Genomic DNA, 21,732 nt, shown 5'->3' on the forward strand with positions numbered 1-21,732 from the left:
ACTTTTGTGGTTGAAACTAGAATCTATAAATCACTTCTTTGTGAAAACCTTCCAGCATTTTCTCCGCCTTTTCATAATCTTTGGAGAAGCCAAGAATATAACCTCCGCCTCCACTACCACAAAGTTTGAGGTAATAGGCATTGGAATCGATTCCTTTTTTCCAGATGTTGAAAAGATTTTCCGGAATCATCGGGCGGAAATGTTCGTAAGCCCAAACGGATAATTTCTTCAGGTTCTTGAAAAACGGATTCATATCTTTTCTAAGGAAAGCGTCGATGCAAGCGTTGTTGTAACGGATGAATTCTTCTTTCAAAGTCTTGCGGAAACCTTCGTTTTTCAACTTTTCGAAGAAGATTTGAATCATTGGCCCAGTTTCGCCAATCGTTCCAGAATCAATCAGGAAAATTGCGCCTTTGCCCAATTCTTCTGCTGGAATGGAAACTTTGTCAACGCTGTCTTTGCTTTCAATCAGAATCGGAAGATTCATAAAGCAAATCAACGGGTCGATTCCTGAACTTTTTCCGTGGAAATAACTTTCCAACTGACCGAAAATCATTTTCAAATCCTTCAGTTCGTTTTTGGAAATCGTATCAGGTTCTCTTTTTGTGAAAGAATATTTTTCGAAAATCGCGGCCACCAAAGCGCCCGAACTCCCTACTCCATAACCTTGCGGAATATTGGAATCGAAGAACAAACCTTTTGCGATGTCTGCTTTGAAAGATTGTACGTTGAGTTTAAATTCCTCAGGCAATTCCAAATCCAAAAGATAATTGGAATATTTATCCAAAGATTGGTTGGATTTCTTTTCAAAATCGTTGTCCAAATCGGAAAATTTGAGTGTTCCTTTATAAAAACTGTACGGTAAAGTGAGCCCTTGAGAATCCTCAATAATGCCATACTCACCGAAGAGAAGAATTTTAGCGTAAAATAAAGGGTTTGTCATAGTGTGTTTTGATGTTGCAAATTTACAAAAAATAAACTATTCGACTATTATCAAAAAATGAACCGCGATTTTAAATTTTTATTAATTATTCAAAATTAATCTGATGATGGATACAATTTCAAAAATCCTTCGTAAACGCTTTTGTGCAAAATGGTTGCGTGATTATCGTCCTGCATTAGGTTATATTCTAATTTCAGTTTCTTTTTTCCTGAATTTTTGAGAATTTGAAAAAGTGAATCCGCATCTTTTACCATTGTTTTATGTTCATTTTTCCCGACAGACACATAGACAAATCTTTCTTCATCTTTTTGTGAGGAAAGTAATGAATTAGCCTTATTCAAAAGACTTTCATCATCCCACCAAAGACTTGGACTGGTGATGAAATAGTGGGTGAAAAGTTCTGGTTTATTCAATAAAATCTCAGTTGCCAAAAGTCCGCCGAGAGATTGACCAATGATATATTTTGTCTTATCTGTCTTATAATTTTTATTGATGAAAGATTGCAATTCTTTTTCAACAAATTCAATAAACTTGTCGGAATGTCCTGTCGTAGGATAATCATTCCGCAAATCTTTCAAATCTGTATGGAACGTGAAATCCCTTTTTCTATCAACGTTTGCAATACCAACAATGATGAAATCCGGCATTTTGAACTGCAGATTAAAAAACTGCTGAAGTCCCACCAGATGAAGGAAATCTTCATTCATACTTCCGTCCAGAATGTAAATGACAGGATAACTTTTCGCCTTGTCATAAGTCTGTGGAAGATAGATATTGAGTGTTCTTTTTTCATTAAGAATCTTAGAATCCAAAGTTATTTTTTTCCCAATAATCAAATCTTCTGAAACCGAAGTTTGAGCGTTGAAAGCTGTAAACAGTAATAAGAACAGGAAACCTAAAATTCTCAAAATGACAATTATTTGGTATTATTTTTCACTTTCATAAAACGAATCAATATCAATCCAATCGCGAAGAAAATCGTCATCGATAAAGCGGCATAACGCATATTGTTGTAATATTCTATCAACGTTGCAAAGATGAAAGTTCCTAAAATAATCGCGATTTTTTCCAAGACATCATAAAAACTGAAAAACGTCGTGTTGTCCATAGAATCCTGTGGCAACAACTTGGAATAGGTTGACCGAGACATCGCCTGCAAACCGCCCATCACCAAACCAATCACAGCAGCGATTCCGTAGAATTGATATTCTACATTCGGATTTTCTTTGTTCAAATAATAGGCTGAAAGACAAGCGCCAATCCACAATGCTACGGTGATACTAATGACATTCTTGTTCCCTATTTTCTTCGATAACCAAGAGAAAAACAAAGCTCCGATAATCGCTTCGATTTGAATTAATAAAAGTGTCATTATCAATTTATCCTGCGCCATATTGATTTCACGCTTTCCAAATAATGTTGCCATTAGGAAAATCGTCTGCATCCCAACACTGTAGAAAAAGAAACTGGAAAGGAAGAATTTCAGATTTTTATCGGCAAAAAGATGACCGCCAACTTTGAACAATTCACGGAAACTTTGTTTGAAAACATCAAAATAAAACCCGAAATTATCTTTCAAAACTTCGAAGAAACCACCTTGTTCTCTATGACTTTTAAAAATATTTTTATAATTAAGCAAAACCAAATCTTTCGGCAATTGCTCCTTAACCTGACCAAATTGCGGTAAATGTTTGAAGGTATATTGAGAAAAGCCAAACCACCAAGCACCAGTCAAAAGGAAACTTACACGCGTGTAAATAGCTGCTTGCTTAGGCGTTTCCGCAAAAACCTGAATCAAAACCAAACAGATAATCACCAAAATCACCGAACCCAAATAACCATAAACGTAACCTTTTGCAGAAAGAGAATCCTGCTTGTCCGGCGTTGCAATATCCGGCAAAAAGGAATTGTAGAAAACCAAACTTCCCCAGAAACCAACACTCGCCGTAACGCTGAACAACAAGCCCAGCCAAACAGTTCCCATTCCCGTAAACATCGCCAATCCCATACAAGATGTCGCGCCCAGATAGCAGAAAAACTGAAGGAAAGATTTCTTGTTCCCAATCGTGTCTGCTAACGACGATAAAATCGGGGAAAGCAAAACGACAATCAAAAAGGAAAGCGTTAGAGAATAGCCATAAACCGTGTCTGGATGGTACTGCTTCCCAAAAATGGTAATCATATGAGGCACCGCAACATCAATCCATTGTTTGGTTTCTGCAACATATTCTTTCTTTTCATACGCCGTGGTAAGGATTGCGTAATAAATTGGGAAAATTGTGGACGTGATGACCAAGGAATAAACCGAGTTTGCCCAATCATACAACGCCCAAGCGCGCATAATTTTCGGATTATTTTTGATTGAGTTTTCTGGAATTGTTTTTTCTATTTCGGACATTGGAAATAATTATTTAGACAAAAGTAAAAAAAGGAATTACAAGTTCACGAAAAAATGCGTTTGTATCAAAAATTTAATAACAAAAACCCTTTCAAACTTGAAATCTGAAAGGGTTTAAATTTTATTTTAATTAATAACTATTGCAGGTTTTCGATAACTATAGCCGTTGCGCCACCGCCACCGTTGCAAATTGCGGCCGCACCATATTTTCCGTTGTTTTGTTTCAAAACATTAATCAAAGTGACAATGATTCTTGAACCAGAACTTCCAAGCGGATGACCGATAGAAACTGCGCCACCATTCACATTCACTTTTGAAGCGTCCAATCCTAAAACTTTGGTATTCGCCAATCCAACTACTGAAAATGCTTCATTTAATTCAAAGAAATCGATGTCTTCTTTTGTCAAGTTTGCTTTCTTTAGTGCAATTGGCAAAGCTTTCGAAGGTGCCATTGTGAATCTTTCCGGTTCTACAGCTGCATCAGCGTATGAAATAATTTTCGCCAGAGGTTTCAATCCCAATTCCTCCATTTTCTCTTTTGACATTAGAATTAAAGCAGATGCGCCGTCATTCAAAGTTGAAGCGTTAGCTGCGGTTACTGTTCCGTTTTCTTTTTGAAAAACTGTGCCTAATGTTGGGATTTTATCAAACTTAACCGCTTTATATTCTTCATCTTCCGAGAATATAATCGGGTCACCTTTTCTTTGAGGAATCGAAACAGGAACAACTTCATCTGCAAATTTTCCAGCTTCCCAAGCCGATGCAGCTCTTTTGTAAGATTGGATTGCAAAAGCATCTTGTTCTTCTCTCGTGATGTCGTTTTCTTTCGCGCACAGTTCTGCACAAACTCCCATATGCTGCTTGTTGTAGACGTCGGTCAAACCGTCTTTCAAAAGGCCGTCCTGCATTTTGATTTCGCCGAGTTTCACACCATTTCTTCCATCAATATAATGAGGAACCATCGACATATTTTCCATTCCGCCAGCTACGATGATATCGACGTCGCCAGCTTTTATCGCCTGAGTTGCCATTGTTACGGCTTTCATTCCCGAAGCACAAACTTTATTAATGGTAGTAGAAGGTGTGTGATTGGATAAACCTGCGCCCAAAGCTACTTGTCTTGCCGGAGCCTGACCTTCGCCAGCCTGCAAAACATTTCCCATATAGATTTCCTCAACCAAACTCGGGTCCAGTTTGATTTTGTCTAAAGCTCCTTTTACAGCCACAGTTCCCAATTGTGTTGCAGGAACCGTCGAAAGACTTCCCATAAAACTTCCCATTGGTGTTCTGACCGCTGATACAATGAATACTTCTTTCATAATATTTTTAATTTTTTTTGATTTTAATTAATTTTTAACACAGGTGCACAAAGTTTTTTTTTAACTACTAAATGTTTTAAGGTCACAAGGTTTGACTTTGTCAAATTTCAAAAATCAATTGTGCTCATTGTGCAAATCTTTGTGACTTTGTGGTTTAATGATACTTTTTCTTGATGCAATTAAAATAACCACTGCGCCCAGAAACTCGATGAACCATCCCCAAGATAATTTCACGATTCCTGCGAATGTGGATTGCCAAGACTTGAAGGGTAAAAAGCTGAAATAATCTAAAGATTTCAACTTAATAGCGACAATTGTAAAAACAAAAAGCGATATCATTAAAAATGACATTATTCTCACCAATTTATTTTTACCAATCAGGATGAAAACCAGCGTCAATAAAGAAAATCCCCAAAGTACGATGGCGAGTGTATTATCCACTTTCCAATAGTTCCAGTTTCCAACAATTAGGATATGGACCAAGGGCAGAAAACTCCCTGCTACAACCAAAAATAATCCGATTAACTGTAAATTTTTCATTCTTAAATCCTCTTTGCCAATGTAAATAAAATTTTAGACTTGCAAAAGTGATGCTGAGATGAAATTTTGTTTTAATAATATCAAATTAATTATTTTTAATTTTACTCTTAGAAATAATAACCAATTTTAAAGAACTAAAGTTAATGACAGATAAATATTTTTGTCACTGTTGTGGCTACAATACTTTAAGCGAATTTCCAAATGGCACTTACGAAATTTGTAAAATATGTTTTTGGGAAGATGATGAATATCAAACAAAAAATCCAGAAGAAAATTGTAGTCCGAATAATGTTTCATTAATTCAAGCAAGAAAAAATTTTGAAGAATTTGGAGCTTGCGAAAAAAGTATGATTAAAAATGTCAGAAAGCCTGATAAGTTTGACGTTCGAAAATTATAAACTCAAAAAGCACACTCCTAAAAGTGTGCTTTCGAAAATAATAAAAAAGTGTTCTATGAAAATGTTATGTTTTAAAAATCAATGTTCGCAATCTCGATTCCGATTTGGATTCCGTTTTTGTTTGGTAAGATGGTTTTGTCATTGAAGATTGGTGTAAAATCTTTCTTAATAAATAAAGTTACACCGCCATAACCCAGACTGAATTTTCCTCCGAAAAGAAAAGCATTCACGCCGTCGTCCAAAGTGTAATCATACTTTTTGAAGTTGTCGTTTTCGTTGTAATATTTCACTTTCACGATGCTTCTTGTGTTGATTCCCGCATAAGCACCTACTCCAACCTTCCACATTTTCTTTCTCACGTCCAGATATTGTTTGCCATCATATTCTGTGTATTTTGGATTCAGATACAATTGAAATTCAATTGGTAAAGTCAGGTAGACATTTCTAAGTTTTGAACGTTTCAATCTACCTTCTTCGAAATCTTCAAGAAACAATTGTGAATTTTCCTGAACAAAAACCTGCGGACGTTTCGGCATATAAGTGTCTGTTCTGTAAGCCAAACCGTATCTCAAAACCCACGGGCTCGTGAAACTTCCCAACTGACGGTCTTTTCTGAACTGCACTTCAATGCTGTGAGAATTCCCGATTCTCATTTCGGAATCACTTTCAAACGGATTGAAACTGCCTTTGTCTTTGGTCAGATTTGCGAAAGCGTAACTAACACTTAATGAGCTTTGATTTATATATTCCTTTGGCGATTTATCTTTCTTTTTTATCGAAAGAGATAATCCATTTCCTCCAAGAGACAATTCGGCTTGTGAAGCAGTTTTCCCGTTGAAAGGTTTTTCGTAGATGGATTCTTTGACAGTTTCTTTCGTAATTTCATCCAAATGATTTCTTTCGTTTTCAATTTTTTCATTGATGAGCGTTTCGTACTTTTTAGAAACCGCTTCTTTCTGAGCAATCTGTTCCGCTTTTGTGATTTTTCCGGAAGAGAAAGCTTCATCGATTTTGTCCGTTTCAGATTTCATATTTGCTTTTTCTATCGATACGATGGAATTGACTTTTTCCGTGTAGGATTTCATCTGATTATCGAGCGTATTTTGGGCTGTAGCAAAGCTTGAAAGCATTGCCAAAAGTAAAATTTTGAATTTCATAATAGTTTATTTAGTTGTTATAGAATCTTTGTCGTAGAGCGTAATTCCGAAGAGTTTGATGCGTTTTGGATTGGGAAAATCCGAATCAACTCTAGGTTTTGAAACATTGATTCCCATCGCCGATTTCGGTGTTTCGGTTTTCGCTTTGTCAATTTCCACGCCGAAAAGTAAATCGGAGGAGGAAACATATTTTGGTCGTTCTTTAGGTTTTTGAATTTCATTCTGAGCCAGTTTTTCTTCCGGCTGAGGAATAGAAATTTCTTCTTTTTTAAGTATGACTTCCTTTTCAGAAACTTGATTTACAGTTTGATTTTCCTTTTTAATTTCCTCTGTCATTCTGAGCGGAGTCGAAGGTTTTACATTTTCAACTGCCAATCTTTGATCATCAGTTTCAGAATTAATTTTGATTGGATTTAATGTCTCAACTTCATTATTTTCTGATGGTACAATTGGATTTGAATTTTCAGTATGATTAGCAAATTCCTTACTATCCTTAATATCAGATTTATTATTAATCATCAAAAAACTTCCACCCAAACCAATCATAAGTAGAATCACAGCCGCATATCTTAACCAAAATATTTTCGGCTTCTCTTCTTTCGCAGGCACTTGGTCAAGCTTTTCTTCCAATCTATCCCAAAGACCGTCGGAAACGCGCATTTCCTTTTGTTCGTATTTAGATTTCAGATTCTGCATTTTGTTTCGTATTTTGTTGATTAAAATAATCCGTTAGCCATTTTTTCGCTTTGTTCAGCTGACTTTTGCTAGTTCCTTCTGTGATATTCAGGATTTCTGCGATTTCCTGATGTTTCTTTTCTTCAAAGACCGAAAGATTAAAAACCAATTTATAACCAATCGGCATTTCCCTAAAAATTACCTCCAAATCGATATCCTGAGAAATCGCATCCACATCTTCCGTCTGTTCCGCAATCGAATCCGTAAATTCAGTTTCTGCATACAGAATATGTTTGTTTGTCCTGATAAAACTAATCGCGTCATTCACCACAATTTTCCTCAGCCAAAACGGAAACGATTCATAGTTTTTACAATCTTCAAGCTTCGTAAACGCTTTGTAGAAAGCATTCATCAACACATCTTCCGCATCATCCCGATTATTGATGTAAGAACTCGCCACCGACAACATTTTCCCCGAAAACATCTCGAACAAACTCTTCTGAGCCAGTCGGTCATTTTTCTTTGCTTTGGAAAAGATATGTTGTAAATCTCGATTCATTTTCTCTTTCTGACTATAAGACGGCAAAATACCAAAATGGTTGCCTCGGTTTTGAAAACAATTTGAAATTAATTTACAAACAACTGACTATCAAATAAATAAATTCAAAATAAAATATCGCAGATTTAGCAAATTTTGCAGATTATCATCAAAAAAATCAGCTCAATCAGTCAAATCTGCGAGAAAAAAGTATCAATTTGGGCAATTCCCTCGCCCTTCCAAATGCCACCGCTCGGGTCGGGCTATCCGTTGCAATCTTTTTTTCCTCACCCTAAATCCCTCTCCAAAAGAGAGGGACTTCCAGCCACAAAAAAAGATTTCCACTACTATCCCTATTGCGGGATTCGTCTTCAATTGAAATTTTCTACAAAAATCAAATTTTTAAATTATTTCCATTTAACGAAGTTAGAACGTAGTGCCTTAAAACATAAAGTAGCAAAAATAGCCTCTGTGCCTTTGTGTTTAATTTGTAAGTCTATCATTATTTCCCAACATTCATCAATTTCTTCTTATTTTTGCAAAAATTAAAACAAACGTGGTAAACACAGACCAAATAAAAGATATCCAATCCAGAATAGAAGACCTGCACAAGTTCCTCCAAATCGAGAAGAAAAAAATCGAAATTTCCAACGACGACGAGAAAACCGCAGCACCAGAATTCTGGAACAACTCCAAAGAAGCTGAAGTGTTTCTGAAACAACTCCGTTCCAAGAAAAAATGGGTAGAGGGTTATGACGATATCAAAACAGAATTTGAAGACCTTCAGGTTCTATTAGAATTTGCAAAAGAGGACCCAGATTCTGAAAAAGAACTGGATGAGTCTTTCCCAAAATTAGTTGAAAAAGTCGAAAATTTGGAATTCAAAAATATGCTTTCCAACGAAGGGGACGAACTTTCAGCCGTTCTTCAAATCACAGCCGGAGCTGGCGGAACAGAATCTTGCGACTGGGCAAGTATGCTGATGCGGATGTACACAATGTGGGCCGACAAGCAGGGCTACAAACTCCGCGAACTCAACTTCCAAGAAGGCGATGTTGCAGGAATCAAAACTGTAACGATAGAAATCGACGGCGAGTTTGCTTTCGGATATTTGAAAGGTGAAAATGGTGTTCACAGATTGGTGAGAATTTCGCCTTTTGATAGTAATGCCAAACGTCATACGAGTTTCGTTTCCGTTTATGTTTATCCTTTGGTGGACGATACGATTGAGATTAATATCAACCCAGCCGACATCAGTTTTGAAACGATGCGAAGTTCAGGCGCTGGTGGACAAAACGTAAACAAGGTGGAAACCGCCGTTCGTCTTCTTCACGCACCAACTGGAATTATTATTGAAAACTCAGAATCGCGTTCTCAGCTTCAAAATAAGGAAAAGGCAATGCAACTCCTGAAATCCCGACTTTATCAAATCGAACTTGATGAACGCCTGAAAGCCAGAAACGAAATCGAAGCCGGAAAAATGAAAATCGAATGGGGTTCTCAAATCCGGAATTATGTAATGCAACCTTATAAATTGGTGAAAGATGTCCGCTCCGGACACGAAACTTCCGATGTAGACAGTGTGATGAACGGAAATATCACGCCTTTCCTGAAAGCTTATCTAATGAATGAAGGGCAAGCTGGAAGCGGGGAAATGGATGAGTTGTAAATTCTTATTATTTAAATTTTATGGAAGATTCTATTGAGGAAATTAAAGTTAAACTAGAAAAATCGTTAAAAACTCTTTATACTCAAGAAAAATATTTGTTAGAAAATTCTGCAAATGAAAGAAGCTTGACTCACAAACTTGCAGAATATTTACAAATAGAGTTTCCAAATTATGATGTAGATTGTGAATACAATATTGATATTGACTCTCAAAATAAGAGAAAGAAATGGATTTCTGCAAAAGTCAAAGAAAAAATAGAAAAAATTCTACAACAGATTAAGGATAATATCAGTCCACAAAATTATGACATAACAAATGAAGTTAATAAACTGTCTGTAAATTTTTACCCTGACATTATTGTTCATAAAAGAGGTTGTAATAAATTTAATCTACTAATAATAGAAGCAAAAAAAGATTTTGATGATGATTTTGATGAACAAAAATTAATTGCCTTTACTAAATCAAATCTAGAATATCAAGGTGAAAATATTTACAACTATACTCTTGGTGCTAAAATAATATTTAATACTGGAAATAGATATACAACCACAGATTACGATACACCAATTTATTTTTTAGATGGTGCAAGAGAATAATAATAATAATAATAATAATAATAATAATAATTAAAAACATAAAAAAAGCCTCAGAAAATTCTGAGGCTTTGATTTTATATTTCTGTATTGAGGTCCCAATTTTCAAGATAATCGTTGACGTGTTTCAGGAACATTCCGCCCAGACTGCCGTCCACTACTCTATGGTCGTAAGAATGTGACATAAACATCTTCTGACGGATGGCAATTACATCTCCAAACTCAGTCTCAATAACTGCTGGCTTCTTCACAATCGCTCCAACTGCCAAAATTGCAACCTGAGGCTGAGGAATAATCGGTGTTCCCATCAGGTTTCCGAAAGTTCCAACGTTCGAAATCGTGTAAGTTGCGCCTTGCGTATCAGCTGGCGTCAGTTTTTTATTTCTTGCTCTGTAAGCCAAATCGTTAATTGCTTTTGCCAATCCGGACAAACTTAATTGGTCAGCATTTTTGATTACTGGAACAATCAGATTTCCGTCCGGAAGCGCTGTTGCCATTCCAATATTTATATTTTTCTTCTTAATAATCTTATCACCATCCACAGAAACGTTAATCATCGGAAAATCCTGAATCGCTTTCACGACCGCTCTAATGAAAATCGGCATAAAAGTCAGTTTCTCACCTTCTCTTTTCTGATAGGAATCTTTGTTCTTCGCTCTCCAGGTCACGACATTCGTCACGTCGGATTCTATGAAAGAAGTCACGTGTGGCGAAGTGTGCTTGCTATTCACCATCGCTTCTGCAATGATCTTGCGCACACGATCCATTTGGATGATCTCATCGCCTTCTCCAACTTGAATTGGAGCAATGGAAACCTTCGGAGCCTGTGCTGAAGTCTGAGTAGGTTGAGAGATAGCTTGCTGAGCAGGAGCTGATTTAGCCTCAGCATTAGTTCCTCTATTTTTAACAAAATCAAGAATATCTTCTTTTGTGATTCTACCTTCTAGTCCACTTCCTTTGATATTTTTAAGTTCAGATTCCGTAATATTTTCCTGCTGAACAATATTTTTAACTAATGGCGATAGATATAAGTCTGAATTTTGATTTGATGAATTTTCAAAAACATTCGTTAATGGCTGTTCCAAAGTATTGATCACTTCCGGATCTGGCTGAGGAATCTGATCTTTAACTTCTTCATAAGTTTTTGATTCAGGAACTTCGGGTGAAGAAGAATCCGCATCTGTTTCCAAAATCGCAATGGCCTCACCAATCTTCGCAACATCATCTTTCTGTTTCAGAATCTTGACGATCTTCCCCGAAACTGGTGTCGGAACGTCGGAATCTACTTTGTCTGTCGCAATTTCAACTACAGAGTCATCTTCTTTTACAAAGTCACCTTCATTGAACATCCAGCTGATAATTGTTGCTTCCATTACGCCTTCGCCCATGCTTGGGAGCAATAGTTTGTATTCTGCCATTGTTTCTTTTTTGAATTTCCCCAAAAATACATTTTTTTTTATTAATTATATAATTCTATTTTCTATAATTTATGCCTTTGATTTTTTCATAAATTTGATCTTCAAAATTTACAAGCTTAACAATGAATATTTATTTAAGTGCTGTCATCCATATCAAAGAAAACTCGATGATGGATGCTATCGAATTACTAAAAAAATTAGTAATAGAAACCCGCAAAGAAAAAGGCTGCGTTCAATATGATCTTTTCGAAGATCACAGGAACAAAGGTGTTTTTTTCATCCATGAAAATTGGGAAAGCGGCGAAGATCTACATAATCATCAGGTTTCCGACCATATGATGAAATTTCGGGATGGTATTGCAAAATTATTGGAACAGCCAAATATCGTGTATGTCGGAAACAAACTTTTCTAATTGCGTTATTAATAAATTTTTAGTTAAAGTTTTACCAAAAGATCAAATATTTGAAAATTGTTTATATTTAAATCACTAAAAAGGAAAATTTTCAATATTTTTGTTAATCATTTTTTTTTAAATAAATTTAATTGTAATATGAAAATAAATCAACTATCTAAATGCGCTGGTATTGGCGTATTCTTTTTGTTTGCCAATCTCAATGCGCAGTCAACTGAAAAAATCATTAAAAATTTTATAAAAAGCGATGTCAGTTTTCGTAATAATGAGAATGTAGAATTTAAAATCATAAATGAGGATAATTCTACAAGTTTGAAATCGAACGTCGTAAATGTCCAGCAATATTATGGTAATACACCAATTTATAAATCACTGGCAAAAGCCATTATAAGAGAAGGAAATGTTATTTCTTTTAATAATAATTTCCAGAAAATAAATAACACTGTAATTGCTGACAAGATAGACAAATCGGAGGCCTTGTCAACCGCTTTAAGATTTTTAGATATTAAAGATAGTGGATTCCAGCTGATGGATGAAAAAGATGGAGACCTTATAAATCTTCCGGATAATAAAGTAGCAAGTATCAGATTTTATTTTGAAAAGAATAACACTTTGATTCCCGCTCAGTTATTCTTCATCAACCAAAGTAAAGAAAATAAGTTTTTTGGCACTCTGGTAAGTCTTACTACTGGTGAAATCCTAGAGAATAACAAGATGATTGACGAATGTTCTTTTGAGTCAGATCATTTTTCCGGAGAATCGTCTTCTGATGTTTCAAATCATTTGGTAGCACACTTCAACAATCATACATCTCCAAAGAACACATCAAAGGCTGCTACAGATGCTTCTTACAGCGTGTTTCCATTCCCAATAGAAGCCCCAACGTTCGGCGCTAAAAGTACCGTTACAAATCCTTGGGATCTTACAGCTTCCCCAGAAGGATGGCATTCTAACGGAACTGTAAATTATACTAATACATACGGTAATAATGTACTTGCCTATGTAGACAATAGCGCTACAAATACTGCTGGATTTTCCCCAGTGAGTACTACAACAGGAAGTTTAACATTCGACTTTCCTTTTGCTGAAGGTGCGGCTCTTAGTGCTTACGACAACAGGGCATCAGCTGTTACCAATTTGTTTTATGCAAACAATATGATACACGATATCATGTATAAATTTGGATTTACAGAATCTACAAGAAACTTCCAATCCAATAATTTTGGAAAAGGAGGCGCAGGTAACGATGCTGTACGAGCTGAGGCATTTGACGGAAGCGGATACAATAATGCTAATTTTGCATCTGGCTACGAGATTTTGAACAGTAATGGATCATACTCTACGCAAGCACCAAGAATGCAAATGTATCTATGGAACTACAGCGTTCCTCAAAAGAAAAGATTATTCTATACAGATCCAGCCCTTGCATCCAGACCTGCAGTAAATACAGGTGTAACTAATTTTGGAAGACAGTTGATGGAAACTGGTATTACTGGAGATATTGCTATCCCTTCTGATATCACAGGATGTACAGCATTGACAGCTGGAAGTCTGACAGGTAAAATTGCAATGGTCAATACCACGGGTTGCGCGTACAACATCAAAGCAAAAACTGTACAGGATGCTGGTGCAATCGGAATGATTGTACACAGAACAACATCTAACACTGTCACAGATATTTCGGTAAGCAATGTAACGAATGTCAGCATTTCGACAATTATGATTCCTAGAGATGAGGGCGACTTCATTAATTCAGAACTTACTGCTGGCAGAACTGTAAATGTTAATCTAAAGGATCTTGCTGTCGGATACAAAAATTCAAGTTTTGACAATGGCGTTATGATTCACGAATACGGGCACGGCATCTCTAACAGATTAACTGGTCAAGGCTACAACTGTTTGACCAACTTAGAGCAAATGGGTGAAGGATGGTCTGACTTTTTTGCATTGATGCTTACAAACACACCTAGCTACACTTCCACAACAGGAAGAGGAATTGCTACCTACTCTACGAATACTGCTACAACTGGTTTAGGAATCAGAACTTACAGATACACAACAAACATGATTGCAAATCCATTCACATATGCTTATACAAATAGCACAGGTGGACAGCCTCACGCAGTTGGGCAAATCTGGGCAACAATGCTTTGGGATCTTCATTGGAAAATGGCAGAAAAGTATGGTTACAACTATGACATCACTGCAGATCCTAATTCGGGAAGTGCTAAAGCCCTACAACTGGTAATGGATGGTCTAAAACTACAACCTTGTAATCCTAATTTCGTTTCTGGTAGAGATGCAATTTTACAAGCAGATCAATTAGCTGGTGGAGTAGACAACTGTCTTATCTGGAATGTTTTTGCGAAAAGAGGTTTAGGAATAAATGCATCTGCAGGTACTACCGCTATTACAGACCAAGTTGAGAACTTCGATGTTCCTGAAGCTTGTGTTCTTGCAACAGATGATATCGTTAAAAATAAAGCATTCGGAATCTATCCTAATCCTGCAAGAGGAGAATTCTTCATCAAAACCACTCCTACTGTCGGAAATGCGACTGTAAAGATCGAAATTCTAGACCTGAATGGTAAACTTGTAAAATCGCTTGACAGAAAGAAAAATAGTTCAGAATCTATTTCTACAAAGGGTCTTGTGAGAGGCACTTATCTTGTGGTGATTACAGAAAATGGTAAATCTAGCGCAGAAAAGTTGATCGTAGAATAATCAATACTCATACTTACTTTTGAAACCTTTCCAACTCTTTTGGAAAGGTTTTTTATTTTTAGGTTTTAACAAACTTTATTATTGATAATAATTGGCATCAATCTTGAAAACTTAACTTTGCATAATTAAAATTGCAAAAATTAAATGAAAAATTATATTACAAAATCTTTTTCTGCTATCGCTTTATTGGGAATTAATCTGATGATTTTTGGTCAAACTATCGACACAAAATCAAAGACTATTCTTAATGACATCACCAAGAGCTATAAGAGTAAAAAGAATTCTTATTTCAAATTTTTATATACATCTGGAGCTTCCAGTCAAACAGGTATCTTCTACTCTGATAACAACAGATACAAATTAAAAATAATGGGTACTGAGCAGATTTTTGATGGAAACAAAGTCTACAGCATCAGTGAGGAAGATAAAGAAATTACAATCGCAAAACCAAATGATAACCAAGTGGCATTTTCGCCTTTGAGCTATTTGGATTCCTACAAAAAGGATTACAATGTGACACACTCCGGTAAAAAAACAATTAGTGGAATTCCGGTAGATGTTATTAAAATGACACCTGTAAAATCTAATGGATTGAAAAGTGTTACTCTGTATGTAAATACGCCTCAGAAAAAGCTTATCAAACTAGAACAGCTTTCTACCAGCAATGATTTGGCTGTAATTACGATTAGTAATTACAAAGAGAACCAAACACTCTCTCCATCGACTTTTACATTTGACAAATCAAAATATCAGAACTATCTGATCACTGAATTATAACAGTAAAAACCGAAAATAAAAAATGCATTACAAAATCTGTAATGCATTTTTCATTTAAACTAACTATATAATTAACTAAAAACTTCAAATTATTTTTGGACCTTAAAATCACTTGCACCCGGATAAGGCTGAAGATAACCAAGATTCCAATTAGATTGCAACAATGATTCTATGAATAAATCATCTCTGTACTTATGCGGATCATAGGGCGTTTTCAAACTTACATCTGCAATATTTCCTTTCACATTCCACCAGAACGCACTCCATCCGCCACGCAATTCTTTGATGATTTCATAAACCGTTTTTCCTGTTGCACGGTACATTAATTTAGCAAAAACCTGACCTTCAGTTGTTGTCAGTTGCCTCAATTGTTTTTCGTAGCTAGCAGCCAGATCAGTCTGTCTTTGTTTCATATAGCGACTTCTGTCTGCACCTTTCATATTGGCACTTTCTTTTTGAATATCACGATACTGTTCTAAAGCATCTAAAAATAATGGATATACGCGGTTTAGTTTTTTATTAAGGAAAAAATAAAAATTCCGGTCTAATTGGTTATTGAAATGAGGATTTGCTCTTAGAGTCAGTTCATCCATCACAATCACCTGTTCACCGTTTATTTTATAAATTTTAGCTTTTTGAGCTTCGTCATAAAAATATTCATTACCAAATTCGTCTTTTTGTAAATTGCTTTTCGGAATATCATCAAAAGATTTTACCTGCAAAGTATCCTGCTGTGAATAACAAAATAAGCCTGTAAATAAGAAAAGGATCGGGATCAGTTTACGGAAAATCATTACTTTTACATCATCTAAATTAACAAATATTAATATCAAAAATCATTCCCAATAGATATGAAATTCGAAAAGAAATCAATTAAATTCCTGGAACAATATTTAAACACCGCTTCGCCAACAGGTTACGAACACAATGGACAAAAAGTTTGGATGGACTACATCAAACCTTATGTTGACAAAATTGAAGTCGATCATTACGGAACAGCTTACGGAATCATCAATCCTGAAGCAGATTTCAAAGTCGTAATAGAGGCTCACGCCGATGAAATTTCTTGGTACGTGAATTACATTACAGATGATGGATTAATCTACGTCATCAGAAATGGCGGATCCGACCAGACCATCGCGCCGTCCAAAGTGGTGAATATCCACGGAGAAAAAGGCATTGTGAAAGGCGTTTTCGGATGGCCGGCAATTCACACCAGAAGCGCCAATCAAAACGAACCAACGCCAAAGATTGAAAACATTTTTATTGATTGTGGCGCAACATCCAAAAAAGAAGTTGAGGAATTGGGAGTTTTCGTTGGTTGTATGATCACTTATCCAGACGAGTTTTTTGAACTGAATGATAGATATTTCGTTTGCCGAGCTTTGGACAACAGAATTGGCGGCTTTATGATTGCTGAAGTTGCAAGATTGTTGAAAGAAAACAAAAAGAAATTACCTTTCGGCCTTTACATCACCAACTCCGTGCAGGAAGAAGTTGGACTTTATGGCGCAGATATGATTGCCGACACCATCAAACCAAACATTGCCATTGTGACAGACGTGACCCACGACACCACAACGCCAATGATTGAAAAGAAAAAAGAAGGTGACCAAAAATGTGGCGACGGACCAGTTGTTTTCTTCGCGCCAAGTGTACATCATACCATCCGCGAATTGATTATTGACACAGCAAAAGAAAAAGAAATCCCTTTTCAAAGGGCAGCGGCAAGCAGAGCAACCGGAACAGATACAGACGCATTTGCACACTCAAACGGTGGCGTTCCAAGTGCATTGATCTCTTTGCCTTTGCGATACATGCATACTACAGTTGAAATGGTTTCTAAAGAAGATGTAAGCAATGTTATTAAATTGATTTATGAAACTTTGTTGGAGATTAAACCAGATATGAAGCTCAAGTATCATTAAGATGCAAGGTTTGTTATATCATCTGACTCGTAAGCCAACTTTTATATCCACTGCAACTGCATTATTTTTTATATTTTTAATTTTAATGAGTGTTTATAAACTGTTAGTTCCGCCAAAGGTTGGTTCTGCAGATAATATGATTATTGAAATGCTGTGGATTTTCAGCATCGTTCCATTAGGATTATTTGTAATCGACAGATTAGTCGTTAGATTGATAAACAATATAAAATTAACAATCATAGAAGTAATAATATTTGGATGCATTTTCCTTTATTATTTCATAGTTGTCAATCCATTTTAGAAATAAAAAGTAAAGTAAAAATGAAAACAAAACTAATTGCACCTTCCCTTCTTTCCGCAGATTTTGGAAATCTACAGAGAGACATCGAGATGCTCAACAATTCCCAAGCAGACTGGTTTCACGTGGATGTGATGGACGGCCGATTTGTTCCAAACATTTCTTTCGGATTTCCCGTGATGAAAACTGTTCAACAGCACGCAAAGAAATTCGTGGATGTTCATTTGATGATCGTGGAACCTGAAAAATATGTTGAAGAATTTATAGAACTTGGAGCCGATTTGGTTTCTGTGCATTACGAAGCTTGCGTTCACCTTCACAGAACTATTAATTTAATCCAAAGCAAAGGCGCAAAAGCCGGTGTTGTACTGAATCCTGCGACTCCCGTTTTGATGTTGGAAGATATCATTGCAGACGTCGATCTGGTTTTGCTGATGAGTGTCAATCCAGGATTTGGCGGTCAGAAATTCATTGAGAACACTTACAAAAAAATCAGCGAAACCAAAGATTTGATTTTGAGCAACAACTCCACAGCATTGATTGAAGTAGATGGCGGCGTAAATCTGGATAATGCTTCAAAATTATTTGATGCTGGCGCAGACGTTCTGGTAGCCGGAAATGCAGTTTTCTCTTCCGCAGATCCAGAGAGAACTATCGAATTGTTGAAGTTGTAAATTGATTTGGAGCTTAATCCCGCTATCCGCTATATCTTTTTTGCCAAGGCTTTTCCCCAGCAAAAAAGGATGCCGCTTCTATCGGGGCTATGGAGATACTACAAAAAAATAGGCTATCAGTGTTGATAGCCTATTTTATATTTTAAATCTTAAAAGAAATTAGAAAATCTCTCTTCCAGAAAAATGGAATTGCGCTTCGATCAAAGCATTCTCGTCTGAGTCAGAACCGTGAACTGCATTTTCTCCGATGCTTCTTGCGAAAAGCTTTCTGATAGTTCCTTCAGCCGCTTCAGCAGGATTTGTAGCTCCAATTGTAGTTCTGAAATCCTCTACCGCATTATCTTTTTCCAAAACCGCCGCCACGATTGGACCAGAAGACATAAAGTCAACCAATTCTCCGTAGAAAGGTCTTTCAGAATGTACTTCGTAGAATTTCTTAGCATCAGCAACAGTAAGTTGCGTCAATTTCAAAGCTTTGATTTTAAAACCAGCTTCACTGATTTTTCCAAGGATCGCACCAATGTGTCCGTCTGCAACAGCATCTGGCTTGATCATGGTAAATGTGATTTTTCCTGACATTATTTTTTAATTTTTGTTTTAAAGAAGTGCAAATTTACAATAATTTTTTGTTACATTTGTCAACGGAAATTCTTTTCTGGGAAAAGATATTTTTTGGCACACAGTTTGCTACTTAATATTCGATTCTCATGTTTAATTTGAGTTTTCATGGTTATTAGTTTTTACCCTGCTTCGGCAGGGTTTTTTGTTTCTATTCCTCAAAGTTTGAAACAAAAAAACCTCCAAAACAATTACTCGTTTTGGAGGTTTTTTATTTTATAAATAAGCAATCCTAATTGCAATGGATCTACGCAGTCAAATTCTAATCACCCTGATCTACAAATGCCAGCTCATCCGGATTCTTTACCGGATATTTTTCCGTAAAACATCCAAAACAGTGATCTGGCGAACCTAAAATACTGATCAAATTATCAACGCTTAGGAATTCTAAACTGTCAACATCCAGATATTTTCTGAGTTCTTCCTTATTCATATTGGCAGAGATCAGATCGTCTTTTGTTGGTGTATCAATTCCAAGAAAACACGGCGCAATGATCGGCGGAGACACACTTCGGAAGTGGATTTCCTTCACACCTGCGTTTTTCAATATCTTCACCAAACGTTTGGAAGTCGTCCCACGAACGATGGAATCATCGATGATCACAACTCTTTTTCCTTTGATCTCAGAAACAATGGGATTCAATTTCAAGTTGACCAAATGTTCTCTCATTTCCTGTGATGGAATAATGAACGAACGTCCAATATATCTATTCTTGATCAAAACTGGACGGAACGGAATGCCTGAAGCCTTGGAAAAACCAATCGCAGCAGGAACGCCAGAATCTGGAACACCAATCACAATATCTGCATCCACAGGCGCTTGTTCCCAAATTTTCATTCCGGATTTTTCACGAACCTCGTGTACATTGATTCCTTCCAATGTAGAATCTGGTCTGGCAAAGTAAATATACTCGAAAGCACAAATCTTATTGACACAATCGTCTTTCACGATGTAAGATTGCAGACCTTTCTCATTATCACTCGTATAAATGATCTCGCCTGGCAAAACATCACGCACATATTGCGCTCCTACTCCATCCAAAGCACAACTCTCTGAAGCTACAACGAATGTATTCTCATCGATTGCGCCCAAAACCAAAGGTCTGATCCCATTGAAATCTCGGAAAGCGAAAAACTTGTTTCTTGTAATTCCAACTACGGAATAAGCACCTTCGATCTTTTCCATCGTGGCTTTGATGGCACCACGAAGTCCAAGATCCAGATTTTTTTGAATTAATCTTAAGATAACCTCGGTGTCAGAAGTCGCACGGAAAACCACGCCTTCATCTTCCAATTCTTTTCTGAGTTGCTTGGCATTGGTCAAATTCCCGTTGTGAGCAATCGAAAGGATGATCTGATCATACTCATTCTTTGCAAAGAACGGTTGAAAGTTATATTTCTTTTTGTCTCCCGCAGTCGTATACCTGGTGTGACCGATCACGGTGCTTCCCATATATTGCTGAGGATCTTCTATCGATTTGAAAACGTCCAAAACGAGACCTTCATCTTTCACAGAATGGATCTTCCCGTTGTTCCCAACAGCTATCCCACAAGCTTCCTGGCCACGGTGCTGCAAAGCAAAAAGTCCGAACTGTGACAACGAAAAGGTGTCTTGATTCTCTGTAGAATGCAATCCAAAAACGCCACATTCCTCTTCCATTTTATCAAAAGGATAATGAGCTTCCTTTTCTTCTTTGGAAAGATGCTTGGTTTCTTCGAATTCCTGATAGCGGTTTTGAAAAGCATATTTCGGTAATGTGCTATATTCTTGAAATTCTAAATCCATTGATTTGGTTTTTGGATTATTTAGCTAAAGCGGTTTGTAGTCTGTCGTAGATCTCAACGTAAGCTTCTGTGATTTCACCCAGATCTCTTCTGAATCTATCTTTATCCAGCTTTTTCATCGTGTCCTTGTCCCAAAGTCTGCAAGTATCTGGAGAGATCTCATCTGCCAAAACAATTTTGCCATCTGAGGTTTTTCCCAACTCGATCTTGAAATCTACAAGGATCACATTGGCTTTGTCAAACAGGTCGATCAAAAGTTGGTTGATCTTATCTGTCAAAGCGTACATTTCGTTTAGTTCATCATAAGTGGCTGCACCAAGGAAAACTGCGTGATGATCGTTGATCAACGGATCTCCAAGGTCGTCTCTTTTGAAACAAAGATCAAAAATAGTGACTGGTGATTTCAATCCTTCCTCCACGCCCAATCTCTGAGCCATACTTCCAGCAACATAGTTACGAACGACCATTTCCAAAGGAATGATGTCCACTTTTTTTACCAGCTGCTCTCTGTCATCCAGTTTTGCGATGAAGTGCGTTGGAATTCCCTTTTCTGCAAGATATCCGAAAATAAGTGTAGAAATTGCATTGTTCAATTCGCCTTTTCTATCGAACTGTCCACGCTTTTGTGCATTGAAGGCTGTAGCATCATCTTTGTAACGTACAACAACTTCGTCAGGCTTGTCTGTAGCAAAAACCTGTTTAGCCTTACCTTCGTAAAGCATTTCTTTCTTTTGACTCATAATGACTTTCATTTTTTCAAACAGAATTCGCTTTCACGACGATTTCCGTTCAAACTTTTTTACTGATTAGATTTACGCACAAATTTACGAATTTTTTACATAAAATTAATACCACAGGATAAGAAGG

Annotated in this window: 22 protein-coding genes; 8 read left to right on the forward strand and 14 right to left on the reverse strand. The window is 36.6% G+C overall.

The features are described 5' to 3' along the window. Positions 1–16 precede the first annotated feature (16 nt). The 5 genes from PQ459_15075 to PQ459_15095 all read right to left on the reverse strand — a co-directional run bounded on the left by PQ459_15075 (position 17) and on the right by PQ459_15095 (position 5,200). Entirely contained in the window at positions 17–943 is a 927-nt protein-coding gene (locus PQ459_15075) for a mevalonate kinase (protein ID WDF46219.1), read from the reverse strand. 95 nt (positions 944–1,038) lie between these two features. After that, complete coding sequence (locus PQ459_15080; GenBank protein WDF46220.1) at positions 1,039–1,851, reverse strand: alpha/beta hydrolase-fold protein; 813 nt, start codon at positions 1,849–1,851, stop codon at positions 1,039–1,041. A gap of 8 nt (positions 1,852–1,859) precedes the next feature. Continuing rightward, positions 1,860–3,341, reverse strand: coding sequence for an MFS transporter (locus PQ459_15085; protein ID WDF46221.1), 1,482 nt, complete (start codon positions 3,339–3,341; stop codon positions 1,860–1,862). A gap of 137 nt (positions 3,342–3,478) precedes the next feature. Then, positions 3,479–4,660, reverse strand: coding sequence for an acetyl-CoA C-acyltransferase (locus PQ459_15090; protein ID WDF46222.1), 1,182 nt, complete (start codon positions 4,658–4,660; stop codon positions 3,479–3,481). A gap of 114 nt (positions 4,661–4,774) precedes the next feature. Then, a complete protein-coding gene (locus tag PQ459_15095) occupies positions 4,775–5,200 on the reverse strand; it encodes a hypothetical protein (GenBank protein WDF46223.1) in 426 nt (141 codons plus the stop codon). A gap of 143 nt (positions 5,201–5,343) precedes the next feature. On the opposite strand from PQ459_15095, the gene PQ459_15100 reads away from it, so the two are divergent. Beyond that, positions 5,344–5,598, forward strand: a complete 255-nt coding sequence (locus tag PQ459_15100) for a CPCC family cysteine-rich protein (protein WDF46224.1) — start codon at positions 5,344–5,346, stop codon at positions 5,596–5,598. A gap of 71 nt (positions 5,599–5,669) precedes the next feature. Here PQ459_15100 and PQ459_15105 read toward each other — a convergent pair whose 3' ends face one another. Genes PQ459_15105 through PQ459_15115 form a run of 3 tightly spaced genes read right to left on the reverse strand, consistent with a single transcriptional unit; the run spans position 5,670 to position 7,989 of the window. Then, a complete protein-coding gene (locus PQ459_15105) occupies positions 5,670–6,755 on the reverse strand; it encodes a hypothetical protein (protein ID WDF46225.1) in 1,086 nt (361 codons plus the stop codon). A 6-nt stretch (positions 6,756–6,761) separates the two neighbouring features. Beyond that, positions 6,762–7,451: a hypothetical protein gene (locus tag PQ459_15110; protein ID WDF46226.1), complete on the reverse strand. Its 690-nt coding sequence runs from the start codon at positions 7,449–7,451 to the stop codon at positions 6,762–6,764. Continuing rightward, positions 7,432–7,989: a sigma-70 family RNA polymerase sigma factor gene (locus PQ459_15115; protein ID WDF46227.1), complete on the reverse strand. Its 558-nt coding sequence runs from the start codon at positions 7,987–7,989 to the stop codon at positions 7,432–7,434. Before PQ459_15115 ends, PQ459_15110 begins: the two co-directional genes overlap by 20 nt. Before the next feature lie 535 nt (positions 7,990–8,524). Here PQ459_15115 and prfB point away from each other — a divergent pair. Both prfB and PQ459_15125 read left to right on the forward strand, forming a co-directional pair. Further along, entirely contained in the window at positions 8,525–9,637 is a 1,113-nt protein-coding gene (prfB, locus tag PQ459_15120) for a peptide chain release factor 2 (protein WDF46228.1), read from the forward strand. A gap of 20 nt (positions 9,638–9,657) precedes the next feature. Then, positions 9,658–10,233 (forward strand): hypothetical protein, encoded by a 576-nt coding sequence (locus PQ459_15125; protein ID WDF46229.1) that lies wholly within the window; start codon positions 9,658–9,660, stop codon positions 10,231–10,233. A 74-nt stretch (positions 10,234–10,307) separates the two neighbouring features. Here the strand turns inward: PQ459_15125 and PQ459_15130 are convergent, their stop codons facing one another. Continuing rightward, positions 10,308–11,648, reverse strand: a complete 1,341-nt coding sequence (locus PQ459_15130; protein ID WDF46230.1) for a dihydrolipoamide acetyltransferase family protein — start codon at positions 11,646–11,648, stop codon at positions 10,308–10,310. Between the two features lie 122 nt (positions 11,649–11,770). On the opposite strand from PQ459_15130, the gene PQ459_15135 reads away from it, so the two are divergent. From PQ459_15135 to PQ459_15145, 3 genes are all read left to right on the forward strand, one after another. Beyond that, complete coding sequence (locus tag PQ459_15135; protein ID WDF46231.1) at positions 11,771–12,061, forward strand: putative quinol monooxygenase; 291 nt, start codon at positions 11,771–11,773, stop codon at positions 12,059–12,061. 138 nt (positions 12,062–12,199) lie between these two features. After that, the gene (locus PQ459_15140; GenBank protein WDF46232.1) at positions 12,200–14,785 is read left to right on the forward strand and encodes a M36 family metallopeptidase; all 2,586 of its coding nucleotides are present in this window, start codon (positions 12,200–12,202) and stop codon (positions 14,783–14,785) included. Positions 14,786–14,929: 144 nt separating this feature from the next. Then, positions 14,930–15,562, forward strand: coding sequence for an outer membrane lipoprotein carrier protein LolA (locus tag PQ459_15145; GenBank protein WDF46233.1), 633 nt, complete (start codon positions 14,930–14,932; stop codon positions 15,560–15,562). A gap of 89 nt (positions 15,563–15,651) precedes the next feature. On the opposite strand, the gene PQ459_15150 is transcribed toward PQ459_15145, so the two are convergent. Beyond that, on the reverse strand, positions 15,652–16,356 hold the full coding sequence (locus PQ459_15150) for a DUF4294 domain-containing protein (protein ID WDF46234.1): 705 nt from the start codon (positions 16,354–16,356) through the stop codon (positions 15,652–15,654). Positions 16,357–16,413: 57 nt separating this feature from the next. Here PQ459_15150 and PQ459_15155 point away from each other — a divergent pair, with 57 nt between their 5' ends. Continuing rightward, positions 16,414–17,490, forward strand: a complete 1,077-nt coding sequence (locus PQ459_15155) for a M42 family metallopeptidase (GenBank protein ID WDF46235.1) — start codon at positions 16,414–16,416, stop codon at positions 17,488–17,490. Between the two features lie 93 nt (positions 17,491–17,583). Here the strand turns inward: PQ459_15155 and PQ459_15160 are convergent, their stop codons facing one another. After that, a complete protein-coding gene (locus PQ459_15160; GenBank protein WDF46236.1) occupies positions 17,584–17,754 on the reverse strand; it encodes a hypothetical protein in 171 nt (56 codons plus the stop codon). A gap of 57 nt (positions 17,755–17,811) precedes the next feature. Between PQ459_15160 and rpe the strand changes: the two genes are divergently transcribed. Beyond that, positions 17,812–18,462 carry a ribulose-phosphate 3-epimerase gene (gene rpe / locus PQ459_15165; GenBank protein WDF46237.1) on the forward strand — a complete coding sequence of 217 codons (651 nt, stop codon included), beginning with the start codon at positions 17,812–17,814 and terminating at the stop codon, positions 18,460–18,462. A 159-nt stretch (positions 18,463–18,621) separates the two neighbouring features. Here rpe and PQ459_15170 read toward each other — a convergent pair whose 3' ends face one another. The 3 genes from PQ459_15170 to PQ459_15180 form a co-directional block, all read right to left on the reverse strand. Then, entirely contained in the window at positions 18,622–19,041 is a 420-nt protein-coding gene (locus PQ459_15170; protein ID WDF46238.1) for a nucleoside-diphosphate kinase, read from the reverse strand. Positions 19,042–19,342: 301 nt separating this feature from the next. Then, positions 19,343–20,866 carry an amidophosphoribosyltransferase gene (gene purF, locus PQ459_15175; protein WDF46239.1) on the reverse strand — a complete coding sequence of 508 codons (1,524 nt, stop codon included), beginning with the start codon at positions 20,864–20,866 and terminating at the stop codon, positions 19,343–19,345. A 16-nt stretch (positions 20,867–20,882) separates the two neighbouring features. Further along, the gene (locus tag PQ459_15180) at positions 20,883–21,605 is read right to left on the reverse strand and encodes a phosphoribosylaminoimidazolesuccinocarboxamide synthase (protein ID WDF46240.1); all 723 of its coding nucleotides are present in this window, start codon (positions 21,603–21,605) and stop codon (positions 20,883–20,885) included. Positions 21,606–21,732 lie beyond the last annotated feature (127 nt).

Origin of the sequence: Chryseobacterium sp. KACC 21268 (assembly GCA_028736075.1) — a bacterium.
In the GTDB taxonomy this organism is placed as follows: Bacteria; Bacteroidota; Bacteroidia; order Flavobacteriales; family Weeksellaceae; genus Epilithonimonas.

Bases quoted from the DNA above. Each gene is read 5' to 3' on its own strand.
- PQ459_15110 (WDF46226.1), bottom strand. From the start codon at position 7,451: ATGCAGAATCTGAAATCTAAATACGAACAAAAGGAAATGCGCGTTTCC.
- PQ459_15075 (WDF46219.1), bottom strand. From the start codon at position 943: ATGACAAACCCTTTATTTTACGCTAAAATTCTTCTCTTCGGTGAGTAT.
- PQ459_15095 (WDF46223.1), bottom strand. From the start codon at position 5,200: ATGAAAAATTTACAGTTAATCGGATTATTTTTGGTTGTAGCAGGGAGT.
- purF (WDF46239.1), bottom strand. From the start codon at position 20,866: ATGGATTTAGAATTTCAAGAATATAGCACATTACCGAAATATGCTTTT.
- PQ459_15090 (WDF46222.1), bottom strand. From the start codon at position 4,660: ATGAAAGAAGTATTCATTGTATCAGCGGTCAGAACACCAATGGGAAGT.
- PQ459_15145 (WDF46233.1), top strand. From the start codon at position 14,930: ATGAAAAATTATATTACAAAATCTTTTTCTGCTATCGCTTTATTGGGA.
- PQ459_15160 (WDF46236.1), bottom strand. From the start codon at position 17,754: ATGCATCCAAATATTATTACTTCTATGATTGTTAATTTTATATTGTTT.
- PQ459_15155 (WDF46235.1), top strand. From the start codon at position 16,414: ATGAAATTCGAAAAGAAATCAATTAAATTCCTGGAACAATATTTAAAC.
- PQ459_15125 (WDF46229.1), top strand. From the start codon at position 9,658: ATGGAAGATTCTATTGAGGAAATTAAAGTTAAACTAGAAAAATCGTTA.
- PQ459_15100 (WDF46224.1), top strand. From the start codon at position 5,344: ATGACAGATAAATATTTTTGTCACTGTTGTGGCTACAATACTTTAAGC.
- PQ459_15140 (WDF46232.1), top strand. From the start codon at position 12,200: ATGAAAATAAATCAACTATCTAAATGCGCTGGTATTGGCGTATTCTTT.
- PQ459_15150 (WDF46234.1), bottom strand. From the start codon at position 16,356: ATGATTTTCCGTAAACTGATCCCGATCCTTTTCTTATTTACAGGCTTA.
- rpe (WDF46237.1), top strand. From the start codon at position 17,812: ATGAAAACAAAACTAATTGCACCTTCCCTTCTTTCCGCAGATTTTGGA.
- PQ459_15130 (WDF46230.1), bottom strand. From the start codon at position 11,648: ATGGCAGAATACAAACTATTGCTCCCAAGCATGGGCGAAGGCGTAATG.
- PQ459_15115 (WDF46227.1), bottom strand. From the start codon at position 7,989: ATGAATCGAGATTTACAACATATCTTTTCCAAAGCAAAGAAAAATGAC.
- PQ459_15170 (WDF46238.1), bottom strand. From the start codon at position 19,041: ATGTCAGGAAAAATCACATTTACCATGATCAAGCCAGATGCTGTTGCA.
- PQ459_15085 (WDF46221.1), bottom strand. From the start codon at position 3,341: ATGTCCGAAATAGAAAAAACAATTCCAGAAAACTCAATCAAAAATAAT.
- PQ459_15180 (WDF46240.1), bottom strand. From the start codon at position 21,605: ATGAGTCAAAAGAAAGAAATGCTTTACGAAGGTAAGGCTAAACAGGTT.
- PQ459_15105 (WDF46225.1), bottom strand. From the start codon at position 6,755: ATGAAATTCAAAATTTTACTTTTGGCAATGCTTTCAAGCTTTGCTACA.
- PQ459_15135 (WDF46231.1), top strand. From the start codon at position 11,771: ATGAATATTTATTTAAGTGCTGTCATCCATATCAAAGAAAACTCGATG.